11 protein-coding genes and 3 tRNA genes are annotated in these 14,698 nt (G+C 53.6%); 7 read left to right on the top strand and 7 right to left on the bottom strand.

Going from position 1 to position 14,698, the window contains the following annotated elements:
• Positions 1–27: 27 nt before the first annotated feature.
• The 4 genes from frdD to frdA are packed head-to-tail and all read right to left on the bottom strand — an operon-like array spanning position 28 to position 3,340.
• On the bottom strand, positions 28–384 hold the full coding sequence (gene frdD / locus V8L73_RS16805; RefSeq protein ID WP_166792024.1) for a fumarate reductase subunit FrdD: 357 nt from the start codon (positions 382–384) through the stop codon (positions 28–30).
• Positions 385–397: 13 nt separating this feature from the next.
• Positions 398–787, bottom strand: coding sequence for a fumarate reductase subunit FrdC (gene frdC / locus V8L73_RS16800; RefSeq protein ID WP_036038274.1), 390 nt, complete (start codon positions 785–787; stop codon positions 398–400).
• A 17-nt stretch (positions 788–804) separates the two neighbouring features.
• Entirely contained in the window at positions 805–1,539 is a 735-nt protein-coding gene (locus V8L73_RS16795; RefSeq protein ID WP_027275858.1) for a succinate dehydrogenase/fumarate reductase iron-sulfur subunit, read from the bottom strand.
• The gene (frdA, locus tag V8L73_RS16790) at positions 1,532–3,340 is read right to left on the bottom strand and encodes a fumarate reductase (quinol) flavoprotein subunit (RefSeq protein WP_347253523.1); all 1,809 of its coding nucleotides are present in this window, start codon (positions 3,338–3,340) and stop codon (positions 1,532–1,534) included. Before frdA ends, V8L73_RS16795 begins: the two co-directional genes overlap by 8 nt.
• A 385-nt stretch (positions 3,341–3,725) precedes the next feature.
• Between frdA and epmA the strand changes: the two genes are divergently transcribed.
• Positions 3,726–4,703 (top strand): elongation factor P--(R)-beta-lysine ligase, encoded by a 978-nt coding sequence (epmA, locus tag V8L73_RS16785; protein WP_027276136.1) that lies wholly within the window; start codon positions 3,726–3,728, stop codon positions 4,701–4,703.
• 413 nt (positions 4,704–5,116) lie between these two features.
• Here the strand turns inward: epmA and mscM are convergent, their stop codons facing one another.
• The 3 genes from mscM to rsgA all read right to left on the bottom strand — a co-directional run bounded on the left by mscM (position 5,117) and on the right by rsgA (position 10,532).
• Positions 5,117–8,437 carry a miniconductance mechanosensitive channel MscM gene (gene mscM, locus V8L73_RS16780; RefSeq protein WP_347253522.1) on the bottom strand — a complete coding sequence of 1,107 codons (3,321 nt, stop codon included), beginning with the start codon at positions 8,435–8,437 and terminating at the stop codon, positions 5,117–5,119.
• Positions 8,438–8,457: 20 nt separating this feature from the next.
• On the bottom strand, positions 8,458–9,333 hold the full coding sequence (gene asd / locus V8L73_RS16775; RefSeq protein WP_347253521.1) for an archaetidylserine decarboxylase: 876 nt from the start codon (positions 9,331–9,333) through the stop codon (positions 8,458–8,460).
• A 155-nt stretch (positions 9,334–9,488) separates the two neighbouring features.
• Positions 9,489–10,532, bottom strand: coding sequence for a small ribosomal subunit biogenesis GTPase RsgA (gene rsgA / locus V8L73_RS16770; RefSeq protein ID WP_347253520.1), 1,044 nt, complete (start codon positions 10,530–10,532; stop codon positions 9,489–9,491).
• 100 nt (positions 10,533–10,632) lie between these two features.
• Here rsgA and orn point away from each other — a divergent pair, with 100 nt between their 5' ends.
• The 6 genes from orn (at position 10,633) to V8L73_RS16740 (ending at position 14,671) form a co-directional block, all read left to right on the top strand.
• Positions 10,633–11,178 carry an oligoribonuclease gene (orn, locus tag V8L73_RS16765; protein ID WP_347253519.1) on the top strand — a complete coding sequence of 182 codons (546 nt, stop codon included), beginning with the start codon at positions 10,633–10,635 and terminating at the stop codon, positions 11,176–11,178.
• A 181-nt stretch (positions 11,179–11,359) separates the two neighbouring features.
• Positions 11,360–11,435, top strand: a tRNA-Gly gene (locus V8L73_RS16760).
• 50 nt (positions 11,436–11,485) lie between these two features.
• Positions 11,486–11,561 (top strand) — tRNA-Gly (locus tag V8L73_RS16755).
• A 33-nt stretch (positions 11,562–11,594) separates the two neighbouring features.
• Positions 11,595–11,670 (top strand) — tRNA-Gly (locus tag V8L73_RS16750).
• Between the two features lie 482 nt (positions 11,671–12,152).
• Complete coding sequence (locus tag V8L73_RS16745; protein WP_347253518.1) at positions 12,153–13,055, top strand: alpha/beta hydrolase; 903 nt, start codon at positions 12,153–12,155, stop codon at positions 13,053–13,055.
• A gap of 176 nt (positions 13,056–13,231) precedes the next feature.
• Positions 13,232–14,671 (top strand): DKNYY domain-containing protein, encoded by a 1,440-nt coding sequence (locus V8L73_RS16740; RefSeq protein WP_347253517.1) that lies wholly within the window; start codon positions 13,232–13,234, stop codon positions 14,669–14,671.
• Positions 14,672–14,698 lie beyond the last annotated feature (27 nt).

The following is a 14,698-nucleotide window of genomic DNA, read 5'->3' as shown; positions in this document are numbered from 1 at the left end:
GCCTGACGGCCTGTTACAGCATGCCTTTTACAACATAAACACGCCAACAATCGCCAGAATGCTCAACACGCTGGCAATGCCGTAAAACACCAGCTTGCCTGCAGGGATGTGCAGCTTCAGGTCGTGGCTCATGTGGTGCATGCGGTGCAGCCCGCACCATACCGGCAGAATAATCATCAGCAGCAGGAACACCCGGCCGATGAAGCTCTGACAGAAGGCCAATATTCTCGGATAGCTCAGCGCTTCAGGCGCCCAGCCCAGCGGCAGTATAATCGCCACCAGAAGAATAATCGCGGGTGCTACAATCGCGCTCCACATGCCGCCCGCGCCAAACAGGCCCCAGAATACCGGTTCGTCAGAACGCTTAGGGTTTTGGTCAATCATTTCATTCCCCTCCTTACACCAGCGCCACGGCCAGAATAATCACGGTTACCACCGCCGTCACTGCCCACATGCCGGCAATCATCGGCTTCGGACTCATCTTCTCATCGCCCTTGACGATGTTCACCGCCTTCGGCGCCAGGTCAAACCAGGTCTTGGTGTGCACCACGCCCATCACCAGCGTGATGATGTTTAGCAGCATCACCAGCGGGTTTTGTAAAAAGCCGACAAAACCGGCCCAGCTTTCCAGGCTTCTTAAGGAGAATACCCCAATCAGCACCACAATGCTGAACCACACCGCCGGCACGGCAGTGAGTTCGCGGAACATATAGAACTTATAGAACCCCAGGTTCTTCCACCAGGAAGCCTTCATCTCACGGACATAGGGTTTACGTTTGGTCATCATCATCGTCTCCTACTCCCTTACTGGGGCTTCAGCATGGCAATCATAAAGTCTTTGGCGCTCTCGGCCTTACCCTGTTGGATAGCCGACGCCGGGTCCACGTGCTTCGGACAGACTTCAGAGCAATAGCCCACAAAAGTACAGCTCCACACGCCGTTCTTGCCGTTAAGCTGCTTCATCCGCGCCTTCTTGCCCTTGTCGCGGGTGTCGAGGTTATAGCGGTGGCCCAGCGTAATCACGGCCGGCCCGATAAATTCGGGGTTCAGACCGAACTGCGGGCAGGCGGCGTAGCACAGGCCGCAGTTGATGCAGCCGGAGAACTGATGGTATTTCTCCATCTGCGCCGGGGTCTGCAGGGTCGGGCCGTTCTCGGGCTTGAGCGCGTCATTGATGATGTAAGGCTTGATGGCCTCCAGGCTCTCAATGAAGTGGGTCATGTCGACCACCAGGTCGCGCTCGATGGGGAAGTTGCCCAGGGCTTCGACCTTCATGCCCTGCGGGTAGTCGCGCAGGAAGGTTTTACAGGCAAGCTTGGGCACCTTGTTGACCATCATGCCGCAGGAGCCGCAGATAGCCATCCGGCAGGACCAGCGGTAGGAGAGGTCGGGCGCCAGATGGTCCTTGATGTAGCCCAGCGCATCCAGCAGCGAGGTGGACGCATCGTAAGGCACATCGTAGGCCTCGAAGCGCGGCTCGGCGTCATGCTCGGGGTTATAGCGCATGACTTCTACTTTGAGGGTGTTCATCTCAGACATTCGCCTGCTCCTTCTTCAGTGCTTCTTCTTTCGCCTGGGCTTCGGCTTCAGCGCCATAGACGCGCTTGGCCGGCGGCAGGGTGGTAATCTTCACGTCGCTGTAGTCAATGCGCGGCGCGCCGCCTTCAGGGTTGTAGAAGGCCAGCGAGTGCTTGAGGAAGTTGACGTCGTCACGCTCGGTGCAGCCTTCGTCCAGACGCTGGTGCGCTCCGCGGGATTCGCGACGCAGCAGGGCGGAGTGAGCCATACATTCGGCCACGTCAAGGCTGTGGCCCAGCTCGATGGTGTAAAGCAGGTCGGTGTTGAAGACGCTGGTGCGGTCGGTGATGCGAACGCGCTTGTAGCGGTCTTTCAGCTCGGTGAGCTTGTCGACGGTCTTTTGCATCAGCTCTTCGGTACGGTAGATACCGCAGCCTTCTTCCATACTGGTGCCCATTTCGTCGCGGATATCGGCCCAGTTCTCGGTGCCTTCCTGCTTGAGCAGGGCGTGCAGGCGGGCTTCGATGTCGGACGCCTGTGCGTCCAGCGCGGAGCCGTTGGCGGCGTTGGCGGTCTTGGCGCGCTCAAGGGCGTGCTCGCCGGCGACGCGACCAAAGACCACCAGCTCGGCCAGCGAGTTGGAGCCCAGGCGGTTGGCGCCGTGCATGCCGACGGAAGAACATTCGCCGACGGCGAACAGGCCGGCCAGACGGGTTTCACACTGCTGGTTGGTTTCGATGCCGCCCATGGTGTAGTGCGCGGTCGGACGTACCGGGATAGGCTCTTTCACCGGGTCGACGCCGACGTAGGCCTTGGCCAGTTCGCAGATGAACGGCAGGCGCTCGAGCAGCTTCTTCTCGCCCAGGTGGCGCAGGTCAAGGTAAACGACGTCGCCGCGCGGGGTCGGGATGGTGCGACCGGCGCGCCATTCGTGCCAGAAGGCCTGAGAGACCTTGTCGCGGGGGCCGAGTTCCATGTACTTGTTCTGTGGCTGGCCGAGCGGGGTTTCAGGTCCGAGACCGTAGTCCTGCAGGTAGCGGTAGCCGTCCTTGTTGACCATGATGCCGCCTTCGCCGCGGCAGCCTTCGGTCATCAGGATACCGGAGCCGGGCAGGCCGGTAGGGTGATACTGAACGAACTCCATGTCGCGTAGCGGGACGCCGTGACGGAAGGCCATGCCCATGCCGTCGCCGGTGACGATACCGCCGTTGGTGTTGTAGCGATAGACGCGACCGGCGCCGCCGGTGGCCATAACGACGGCGTTGGCGCGGATTTGCACCAGGGTGCCTTCCATCATGTTCATGGCGACGAGGCCGCGGACGTGGCCTTCATCGGAGAGCAGGTCGAGAACGAAGTGCTCGTCGAAGCGCTTGATGTTGGGGTACTTGAGCGAGGTCTGGAACAGGGTATGGAGCATGTGGAAGCCGGTCTTGTCGGCGGCGAACCAGGTGCGCTCGACCTTCATCCCGCCGAAGCGGCGGACGTTGACGGCGCCGTCGGGCTTGCGGCTCCAGGGGCATCCCCACTGCTCGAGCTGAACCATCTCGCGAGGGCTGTTCTCGACGAAGTACTGGACGACGTCCTGCTCGCAGAGCCAGTCACCGCCGGCGACGGTGTCGTGGAAGTGAAGTTCGAAGCTGTCGTCGTCGCGGATGACGGCAGCGGAGCCGCCTTCGGCAGCGACGGTGTGGCTGCGCATGGGATAGACTTTAGAAATCAGCGCAATGGTAGCGTTGGGGTTGGCTTCGGCTGCGGCGATGGCTGCGCGCAGGCCTCCGCCCCCGGCCCCGATAATAGCGATGTCGGCGTTAAAGGTTTGCACTGCATTCCTCCAATTGTTCCAAGGTGATAATAAAAAATCGTCTCATTTCGGCTAATCAAGTTTGTTGCACTAGGAAAATCTAATGTTGACCTTTTTAACCACCATATCTGTCGGCGATTCTGAAATAGGGCGCTATTCTACCCAAGAAGATGTAGATGAATTTTGATGTGGTCGATTTTTTGTGGCGATAAGAAGGATAGTGCTTTTATTTTTTTTGAAAATACAAACATTAATAAAATGTGATGAGTATATTAATAAATTGTATTTAGTAGGATGAAATCCTCTTCTATTTGCGACAAAAGCGGCGAACGCGGCGGCGGAATTTGTCTGTAGGAGAAGATAACGGTAGACTGCCCGACAAATTGAACTGTGGAGTGTATAAGTAATGAGCGATCTGGCCAATTGGCAGCCCAGCGCGTCTATCGCTAACCTATTAAAGCGCGCGAAGATCGTAACGGAAGTTCGTCGTTTTTTCACCGAGCGCGGCGTGCTGGAAGTGGATACTCCGGCGATGAGTCGAGCCGCGGGGACCGACCTGCACCTGGTTCCGTTTGAAACTCGCTACGTAGGGCCCGGCGCGGCCGAAGGCGCAACGCTGTACCTGATGACCAGCCCCGAGTTCCACATGAAGCGCCTGCTGGCGGCGGGCAGCGGCCCTATTTATCAACTGGGCAAGAGCTTTCGGAATGAAGAAGCCGGCCGCTACCATAATCCTGAATTCACCATGCTGGAGTGGTATCGCCCTCACTTTGACATGTACCGCTTGATGAACGAAGTTGACGACCTGCTGCAACAGGTGCTGGACTGCGAGCCCAGCGAAGTCGTTTCTTACCAGCAGATTTTCCAACGCCATCTGGAAATCGATCCGCTGTCGGCAGATAAGCCCCAGCTTCGCGCTGCGGCGGCCAAGATTGAACTGGGCGAGCTGGCGGAGAAAGAAGAAGACCGCGATACCCTGCTGCAGATGCTGTTTGCCTTCGGCGTCGAGCCGCACATCGGTCAGGACAAGCCGACGTTCGTTTACCACTTCCCCGCTTCTCAGGCGTCTTTAGCGGAAATCAGTTCGGAAGATCACCGTGTGGCGGAGCGCTTTGAGGTTTATTACAAAGGCGTCGAGCTGGCCAACGGCTTTTGCGAGCTGACCGACGCGGGCGAGCAGCGCCAGCGCTTCGAGCAGGAAAACCGTAAGCGCGAAGCGCGCGGGCTGCCGGTTCGCCCGATTGATGAATACTTTCTGGCGGCGCTGGAGTACGGAATGCCCGCCTGTTCCGGCGTGGCGCTGGGCGTCGATCGTCTGATTATGATTGCGCTGGGCGCGCAGTCGATTGCGGACGTGGTGGCGTTTCCGGTGGATAGGGCGTAGCGTCGCGGTTCTGGCTGCTGATAAAACGTTCTAATGAGCTTCAGAGGATATTCCGGCCGAAAATGCATTGTGCTTATATCGTCATAGTGCTCGGCCGGAAGAGCGCTTGTATTAGCTTTGGGCGTGCGTCGGGCATAGCCTTCCTAGGGGCCGTTATGAAGCCCTTCGGGCTTCACCCTAAAGGGCCAGCGCAAGCGCTGTTCAAACCGGCTTTGCCGGTTTGTCGTTGGCTTACGCCAAGTCGACCCCAACGGACAACGCCTTTAGGCGTTGAACAACACGACGTGTTGGCCCGTAGGGCGAGCGGAGCGAGTAACACTCTCCCTCCGATTAACTTTGTAGATTTTATTTCAGACCTTTATCAGCAATCAATTTCAAACAGGGCGCAAACTGCGCCCTGTTTGCTTATTGTGTTACAACTCGCCGGTCTTAAACGGCGGCTTGAGGTTGGAAGCGCGTCGCGCCATGGCGTTAACGCTCATCTGGAACGGCGGGAACGGCAGCGTCAGGTTGTTCTCTTCGTAGGCTTTCAGAATAAGGCTATGCATTTCATGACGCAGCGGCATGCGCATGCCCATTTCGGCGGCGAATACCCGCAGCTCGAAAATTTGAATGCCCTGCTGAATGTCGACCAGGAAGGCGTCGGGCTGCGGCGTGTCCAGCACCAGTGGACACTGGTGGGCGGCCTCTTCCAGCAGGCGCTTGATCAGGTGTGGATCGGTGTCGGCGGTGGCCGGTACGGTCAATACGATACGAGTAATCGAATCGGACAGCGACCAGTTGACGAACTGCTCGGTGATAAACGCCTTGTTGGGAACGATGATCTCTTTCTTATCCCAGTCGACGATGGTAGTCGCCCGCGTGTTGATCTTGGTGATGGAGCCGGTCAGATCGCGAATGGTGACGGTATCGCCAATGCGGATCGGCTTTTCAAACAGGATGATCAGGCCAGATATGAAGTTGGCGAAGATCTCCTGCAGGCCGAAGCCCAAGCCCACACCGAGCGCGGCGACCAGCCACTGAAGCTTCGACCAGTCCACGCCGATAAGCGAGAAGGCCACCATACCGCCGATAAGCATCAGTATGTACTTGGTGATGGTGGTAATGGCGTAGCCGGTGCCCGGCGACAGGTCGAGGTGCTGGAGGATAGCCAGCTCCAGCAGCGCGGGCAGGTTGCGCACCAGCTGCATAGTGACGATAAACACCAGCACGGCGATAAGCACCGAACCCAGCGTGATGGCCTGAATGCTCTCGGTGCCGGCGACGGAGGAGGTGACGTCCCACAGGCGAATGTTTTCCAGAAAGGCGAAGGCAGAATGGATCTCCGACCAAAGGATAATCAGCGACACCAGTGCGATCATGGTCAAAATTGAGCGCACCAGCTGTAGCGACTGGGCGCTGATGGCGTCCAGATCGACGACGACCGGCTCATCGTTATCCATTGAGCTGTCAGAGCTTGACGCCAAGTCGTCTTCACTTTTCGCTCTCTGGGCCAGCCGCTCGGCGCGCCGCTGCTTGGCGCGGTCGAACTCAATGCGGCGGCGTTGGATAAGCATCCAGCGGCGGATGATATGGTAAATCACCAGCAGCCCGAACCAAATAGCGACCGAGGCTTCAAGGCGCAGCAATAGCGCCTGGGCGGTGGCCAGATAGCCAAAGGCCGCCGATAGCGCCGCCGCAATGGGCGCAAAGATTAAAAACGACCACAGCGCCTGATTGACGGCGTTTTCTCCTGAGCCTCGGCGATCCAGATAGAGCGGAATGCCCGCGCGGCGCAGGTTGGTGGTCATCATCACCAGCGCGCCGCACAGCAGAATAAAGCATAGGCGCCCCAGCGTGCCGGAAAACTGCCTGTCGTTAAAGTAGTCAAAGCTGATGGTGGCGATAATCAGCGGCACCACCACCCACAGCGAAAGCTTGTAGTAGCGCATGGCGCGAGCGACGCGTGACTGCGACCAGCGGAAGTGGGCGATAAACAGCCCCTGCGGATGGGCGAAGCTGGCGCTTATCATAAACGCCCACATCAGCGGCACGGTTGCGTTGACGCCTTCGCCGATGGCGACGGCGATCGGATACTGCCAGGCGTGCTGTAATCCGTAGGCCAGCGCCCACCAAAGTATCGGCAGGGGAACGGCGGCCATAACGGACCAAAATACGGTTCTAAGCGTCAGGGAAAAATGGTCCTGAGTCACCTTGCCGATGCGGGAGGAGGCGCGTTCTAAAAACGCCTGATAGTGGCGACGGGAGCTGATGCTAAAGCCCACCAGGCAAATGGCGGCGAAAATCATGCCTACCGCCTCCTTAGTGGTCAGCATGGTTTTTACCGCGCCGCTCAGCTCGGTGAGCGTGTCCAGAGAAAGCAGCTGGTTGAGGTCTTGAAACACCTGCAGCGGATAGCTGAGCGTCAGCGGGTTGACGTCCGCCACCCAGAATAAATAGCGGTGGGAGGCCTCTTTTATTTCTACCAGCGCTTCCGTCAGCTGGTTGTTGGAAACCTTAAGCTTGGTCAGCTCAATCAGCAGCGTGTCGTAGCCGGCGAGGAGGGATGAAAGCAGCTCCTGCTGCATTTTCACCTGCTGCTTGACCAAATCCTGCTGCTGTTCCGTCAGCGGCTGACCGTTGTCCTGAGTCAGCCCAGCCATATGGGTCAGCTTGTCGCGACGCTCTTCCAGGCTAAGGCGCTGGACGCGCATGTCGGCCATTTCGGTATCCAGAAGCTGAGATTTGGGCACCTCCGGCAGGCGGGAAACCTGCAACCGCAGGGATTCGCCCAGCGCCGTGGACATTCCCAGCCACTGTGACTGCTCCGTCAGGGTGGTGAACGCCTGGCGAACCTGTAGGATTTTACCGATCGTCGCGCGCTGCTCGGTGGAGATCTGGTCCATTTTCTGCGCCTGATGGCTCAGCATTTCGGACAGCTCCTGATTTTCCTGCAGCAGCTTGCGCACCGACGACGGCAGATCGCCGTGCTGTTCCGCAAGCTGGGTGGTGTGCTCCAGCGTTTGGCGGCTTTCCTGCTGACGCTGCTGGTTAAGCTGGGCGTTAACCAGCTGAAGAAGCGCGTCGGTCTTCGCCTGTTGGGCCTTCAGAACTTCGGCCTGAAGGCGGGATATTTCCTGACGGTTGCTGGCGGAAAGCTGTTCCAGCTCCAGCTCGTCGACCTTGGCCTTGTTGAAGGCGATCTCTGCCTGAAGCTGCGCCTGCTTGGCTATCGCCAACACTGAAGACTGATTCTGATCCGGCAGTCGCCTTTCCAGATCGCTTAAGGTTTTGCGGGCATTTACCAGCTGAGTGGGAAGCTGGCTCAGCGAGTTGGTAATTTCCCGCGTGCGGTCCTGCTCTTGCTGGAGCTGGCGGTTTAATTCCAGCAGCCTGCTGTTGGTCTGAATAGACAGCTGCTCAAGTTCGGCGATGGATAACCCTGCCTGAGGCGGCTGCGGCGCGGCGCTTTCGCTTTCCAACTGCGTGCGCAGACTTTTGGTTATTTTGGGAAAGTCGTCGATAGACTTGCGGTACTGCTGGCTGCGGGCCAAAGACTCGCTGCGTTCGGTAAGCCAGTTGAGCGCGCCCTGATAGGCCTCAAGGACTTCCTTTTGGTTCGGGATGTCCTTGTTGGCTTCAGCCTGCTTGAGTTCCTGCTTGATCTGCCCTGCGTCCGGCAGCGCTGCCGCCCAGGCGGGCCCGAGCAGCGTCAGATTTAGCAACAGTGCCGACAGTAGGCGCGTCAGTTTCATCCAAAAGTTTCCGCTGAGAGTTAAAAACGGGCCTGATTGGCGTCGGCAAAGCGCTCGCCCATCCGGGTCGGCGTTTTGCACTGAAGGTGTGGGGCAAAGGTTACGCTGTTTTGGGTAAACAGGTTGATAACGGTTGAACCCAGCTTGAAGCGGCCCATTTCCGCGCCTTTTTCCAAAACGATTGCACCTTCGTCGCCTTCGGTCGGGTAGGTCCAGCGCTTGAGGACGCCTTCGCGCGGCGGCGTAACGGTACCCTGCCACACGGTTTCTATGCTACCAACGATGGTAGCGCCCACCAGGATCTGCACCATCGGGCCAAACGGCGTATCGAACAGGCAGATAACGCGCTCGTTGCGGGCGAACAGGTTGGGGACGTTTTCCGCCGTGAGCGGATTTACGGAGAACAGGTCGCCGGGAACGTAAATCATTTCACGCAGCGCGCCTCGGCAGGGCATGTGCACGCGGTGATAGTCCCTCGGTGAGAGATAGATGGTGGCAAACAGGCCGTTCTGGAACGTTTCTACCATCGGCATGTTGCAGGCCAGCAGCGCTTCCAGCGTAAAGTCGTGGCCTTTGGCCTGTATCAATTTTCCGTCAGTAATCGGCCCTAGCTGGCTGACGGCACCGTCGGCGGGGAGCGCAAGCTGGTTTTCGTCAGCTACGATCGGGCGAGCGCCCTCTTTGAGCGGGCGAACGAAGAACTCGTTGAACGTCGGGTAGGATTCAGGCTCAGGACTCTGCGCTTCCTGCATATCGACCCGGTAGTATTTGGCGAACGCCTTGATGACCAGATGGGTAAGCCATCCGCCCTGCCAGCTCGCTGCCCGACCGGCTAATTGAGTAAGCCCCTGCTTGGGGAGTAAATATTGAAATCGTATTTTTATGCGATCCAGCACGGGTAGCCTCGTTTTATTGGATTGACCAGAATTAGGCACTGCCTAGGTTGCGCATTGTAGCGGGGGCGGAGAATAAAGTCATTTTCCCCAAAGGCCCAAAAGCTATGACCGCTGCAACGCTTCAATGTTCCTGTTTGAAATACGCAGAAGGGGAACTAGTCCTTTGCGTCGTTAGGATTTTTTCTGCTTTTGACTTCCGCCATGCTGGTGAGAATTTTCAGGTAGTTGTCATAGCGCTCTTCGGCGATTTCCCCTGCGTCTACCGCCTCGCGGATGGCGCAGCCAGGATCGTCGACGTGCTTGCAGTCGCGAAAGCGGCAGTGGCCGATAAATTCGCGAAACTCCACATAGCCGTGGGTGACCTGCTCCGGCTCCAGGTGCCAGAGGCCGAATTCGCGCACGCCGGGGGAGTCGATGATGTCCGCGCCGTTGGACAGATGGTAAAGGCGAGAAGCGGTGGTGGTGTGCTGGCCAAGCCCGGACGCGTCCGAAATGTCTCCCACGCCGATAGTGGCCTCTTCCGGCGGCAGCAGCGCGTTGAGCAGGCTGGACTTTCCTACGCCGGACTGCCCGGCGAAGATGCTGACGCGGCCTTTAAGCTCTTCGGTGAGTTCATCCATGCCTTCCCCGCTGACGCTTGAGAGCAGCAGCACCGGGTAACCAATATTGCGATAGATTTGCATCGCCTGTTCGACGAAGTCGCGCCCTTCGTTGTCCAGAAGGTCGACTTTATTGAGCACGATAAGCGGTGAAATGGCGACGGTTTCGCAGGCCACCAGATAGCGATCGATAATGTTGAGCGACAGCTCCGGCACGATGGCCGAGACGATAATAATGCGGTCGATGTTGGCGGCGATGGGCTTGATGCCGTCGTAGAAATCGGGGCGGGTCAGCACGGACGTGCGTTCGTGCACCGCTTCGATAATGCCCTTGGCGTGCTCGGAAAATGCGGGGCGCCATACGACTCGGTCGCCGGTAACCAGCGACGGAACGGTGCGACGAATATTGCAGCGGTGTAGGCCGCCTTCGATGTCCTCCACGTCGGCGTGTTTGCCAAACCGGCTGATGACGACGCCTTCCTGCGGCTCGTCAAACAGGGAGTCGTCCGGCTCGGCCTTTTGGCTGCCGGTTTGCAAACGCCGCTGATGGTTGGCGGCGACCCGTCGCTGCTGGCCTTTGGACAGTTTCTTTTTACTCACAAAGCATCCTTTAAAACACCTTTTTGATACGGCGCAGTCGCCCGTTACGCGTGAAAACGCTATGATACACTGATGTTTGGCTAATCACGCAGGAATCATCATGTCTGGAAGTGAGAATAACCTGATTTGGATCGATCTGGAAATGACCGGTTTGGATCCGGAGGTTAATCGAATCATCGAAATCGCCACTATCGTGACGGACGCCAATTTGAACGTGTTGGCCGAAGGGCCGGTTTTTGCCGTTCATCAGACCGACGAGCATATGGCAATCATGGACGATTGGAACACCATAACCCACACCGCCAGCGGGCTGGTGGAGCGCGTTAAGGCGAGTCCGATGGACGAAAGGGCGGCTGAGCTTGCCACCATCGAGTTCCTGCAAAAGTGGGTGCCGCAGGGCGTCTCGCCGATTTGCGGCAACAGCATAGGCCAAGACAGGCGCTTCCTTTACCGCTATATGCCGGATTTGGAGCGCTATTTCCACTATCGCTATCTGGACGTCAGCACGCTTAAAGAGCTGGCGCGCCGCTGGAAGCCGTCGATCCTCGCGGGCATCGAAAAGAAGAGCACCCATCAGGCGCTGGACGACATCCGCGACTCGATTGCGGAGCTGGCCTATTATCGGGAGCATTTTATTCAGCTCTAGGTAAACAGGGTCTAAGCGTGCGCCTATTGACTGGTTACGGGATAGGCTGTGCTGCCGGTTTAATCGCCAAACGGTATAAAAAGCCGGTTTTTTTGACTCAAGGGGCTTGCGGGCGGTGCTAATTTTCGTATAATGCGCTCCCCGTGACGTTATTATTTCTTGATAGTACGCCACTTGGAATGCGGGAATAGCTCAGTTGGTAGAGCGCAACCTTGCCAAGGTTGAGGTCGCGAGTTCGAACCTCGTTTCCCGCTCCAAATTTTGTTTTGACGTTTGTCAGCAGCACCAGAAAGTTAGCCTCGCGCATGCGGGAATAGCTCAGTTGGTAGAGCGCAACCTTGCCAAGGTTGAGGTCGCGAGTTCGAACCTCGTTTCCCGCTCCAACTTTCTTCTGCTCTTACGAACGCATCTCCCAAGCGGGAATAGCTCAGTTGGTAGAGCGCAACCTTGCCAAGGTTGAGGTCGCGAGTTCGAACCTCGTTTCCCGCTCCAAGTTTCTTTTTTGCAGTATTCCAATAGTATCTGCTCGTTTTAAAGCCCTTCATTTTCAATATGTCTTTAGTCGCGTAGTGCTCATTAGTGCCTTATGGCCATCGGCTTGAATCTGGTTCAAGCTGCGTGTCGGGAGGCGCATAAAATTTAAAGGGGTATACCTTACTCTTGGCGGATTGATTTGATAGCGGGATTTGTATCGGTTTCTACATTGCCTTTAGTATTGTCCTCGATTTCCTTTTCGAATTTAATTTGTTAATTTTATAACACGCATTAATTATATTGTCTTTGTCGGTGTTAATTAGGTGTTTATCATCACAGTGAATGTCTTATCTTAAGTCCTGACGCGCTTGTACTCTTAGAGAAGAGAGCGACTAAAAATTTATGCCTCAATGAGATTGAGTGATGACTGCGTATTAGAACTTCCCTTTATAATATTAAAAATATATGGTGGATGTAATTATATAAGCAGGAGGCGACTAATGTTCAGACGGATTCTATTTTTAGTTATAGGTATTCTTTGCTTTCATTCTCCAATGGCGTTGGCTAATCAAACGCTTTCCGGGGCTATTTTTATTAAGCAGGATCCCGTGCTTGTTAAAGCAGAAGGGCAAGGCTCAGATATTATTTTGATACCCGGATTGGCGTCCTCTCATGAAGTATGGGGCAGCTTAGCGAATCGGTTACGGGAAAACCATCGACTCCATCAGATACAAATTGCAGGATTTGCAGGATTGCCTGCGGCAACCGATTCAGATGGGCAGGTCATCGTACCAACCGCAGATGCGATTGCTGATTATATTCAGAAAAATGACATTAAAGCGCCTATCATTATTGGTCATTCATTAGGTGGTGAAGTGGCGTTGGTGCTAGGGGCGCGTTACCCTGAGTGGGTTGAGCGCTTAATCATTGTCGATGCACTGCCGTTTTATAGCCTATATTTTAATCCCCGAGCGACCAGTGAAAACGTTAGGCCATCTGCTTTAGCGTTTAAGAATAGGCTAATGGCGACTCCCCCCGAGCAGGCCGAGGCATTTCACGCGAAATCTATTGCTCGTTTGACTAAAACTGAAGCGGTAAAGCCTGCTCTCATTACCGCGGCGCTTCAATCAGACAGAGAAACTGTCGCCAATGCAACTTATGAGCTAATGACGACCGATCTTCGCCCAGAGCTAGAGCATATTACGGCAAAGGTCAATGTAATCTATGCCTATGATCCTCTATTCGGCATTCCCGTATCCCATGTTGATATGCTGTTTCGCAATGTTTATGGATCTGTGAGAAATATTCAGTTCAAACGTATTGATAATAGCTTTCACTTTATTATGTTTGATCAACCTGAACGCTTTGAACAGGCGGTTATTGAATTTATTTATCGGGAATAGAATAGCTCTTCTATTTTTCCTCATCGAATGGAGCTGGCCAGAGGTTCTCATTGGCAATAGAACGGACTAAAGGTTGGGGAGACTACACTGAACCCCGTTGCCTTTAGCTGTATCTGAAACTATTTTATACAAGATAAATACGAGCGTATTATATTTTTCTATGAGTGGTAAGCGCAATGTTCAAGAAAATAATATTAACTATATTTATTATTTTATTTGCAGGATATAAACAACTATTGGCACATGAGAAAGATGCAGAGAAGCTAACAACGCAAACAGACGGAATGACTATCAATCATGGGACGCTAAGTTTTGGTTATCACATAATAGATGATAGAGTTTATTATGTTCCTATGCAGAATCTTTATCAAGTTATACTTCTTGGGGATGGTATAAAAGATTTTAAAATTTTGAATATGCATTATGGGAAAAGTGATGAATTTGTTTATTTCAATGGTAAGAAATTGGATGGGGTCGATCCTGCTTCCTTTGAACTTATTGAGAATTCAAATTATACGCGCGATAAAAATTTTGTTTATCGAAATACAGTAAAGATAAAAAATTTAGATGCAAAAACATTTGAGATTATTGATTCTGATTATACAAAAGATAAAAATGGTGTTTATTTTCGAGAGGAGGAAATAAAAGGAGTAAGTCCAATTTGTTTTTCGGTAATAAGGCCATTTCACTATGTTAAAGATAAAGATGCTATTTATTATCAGCATAAGGATAAGCTGGAAGGAATAGATCCAGAAAGCTTTGAGATAATAAATGACGAATATACAAGAGATAAAAGTTATGTGTATCTACACCATAAAAAGATAGATGGTATTGACCCAAAATCATTTTCAATAATTGATGGTGATTACACTCGGGACAAAAATGGAATATATTATAATAATAAAAAAACAGCGATATCCGATCCCGCATCATTTCAAGTTGTGCGCGGAAGCAGTGGTTCAAGCTCGCTATCGCATCGGTATACGAAAGATAAAAATTCTGTGTATCATAATGAAACAAAAATAGTAGGTGCCGATCCGGATACTTTTGAAATCATGATGGATTATTGGTATGCGGGGGACAAAAATGGCGTCTATTATGAAGGTAAAAAAATAGAAACTGCCGATAAAGCCTCTTTTAAAATAGTAAATTATCAATATTCTAAAGATAAAAACTCTGTCTTTCTCATGAACGATAAGATCGTTGAAGTAGATGCTGGAACATTTAAGTTCGTAAAGTACCGGTATATAAAAGATAAAAATGCTGTTTATTTTGATGGAGAGAAGCTGGTAGGAATAGATCCGTCTACGTTTGAAGTAGTAGGCACATACTGGCTAAAGGATAAAAATGGCATTTATTTTATGGATAAAAAAGTAGAAGGGCTTAATCCGGAAAATATCACCTATATTAGCTTATTCTATATTAAGGATAAAAAAGCAGTATACTGTCAGGGAGAAAAAATACCAGATGCCGATCCGCTAACGTTTGAAGTTTTGCGGGACGGTCGATACGCAAAAGATAAAGATTTTACTTACTATTTGGGAAAGAAACTTTCAGGGAGTGACCTTTCCTCATTTCTGTCGAATGAAATAGAACGCTCTCGACAGCATCAGTAAAGAGCCGACTGTCGCGATGGCGGTAGT

Source organism: Leminorella grimontii (genome assembly GCF_039789245.1).
Classification (GTDB): domain Bacteria; phylum Pseudomonadota; class Gammaproteobacteria; order Enterobacterales; family Enterobacteriaceae; genus Leminorella; species Leminorella grimontii.
Note: the sequence above shows the minus strand (reverse complement) of the source record. Positions and strands in the feature narration are given on the sequence as shown.

Excerpts from the sequence above, each read along its gene's own strand:
- frdD (WP_166792024.1), bottom strand. The coding sequence starts at position 384 with ATGATTGACCAAAACCCTAAGCGTTCTGACGAACCGGTATTCTGGGGC.
- frdC (WP_036038274.1), bottom strand. The coding sequence starts at position 787 with ATGATGACCAAACGTAAACCCTATGTCCGTGAGATGAAGGCTTCCTGG.
- V8L73_RS16795 (WP_027275858.1), bottom strand. The coding sequence starts at position 1,539 with ATGTCTGAGATGAACACCCTCAAAGTAGAAGTCATGCGCTATAACCCC.
- epmA (WP_027276136.1), top strand. The coding sequence starts at position 3,726 with ATGAGCGATCTGGCCAATTGGCAGCCCAGCGCGTCTATCGCTAACCTA.
- mscM (WP_347253522.1), bottom strand. The coding sequence starts at position 8,437 with ATGAAACTGACGCGCCTACTGTCGGCACTGTTGCTAAATCTGACGCTG.
- orn (WP_347253519.1), top strand. The coding sequence starts at position 10,633 with ATGTCTGGAAGTGAGAATAACCTGATTTGGATCGATCTGGAAATGACC.
- V8L73_RS16745 (WP_347253518.1), top strand. The coding sequence starts at position 12,153 with ATGTTCAGACGGATTCTATTTTTAGTTATAGGTATTCTTTGCTTTCAT.
- V8L73_RS16740 (WP_347253517.1), top strand. The coding sequence starts at position 13,232 with ATGTTCAAGAAAATAATATTAACTATATTTATTATTTTATTTGCAGGA.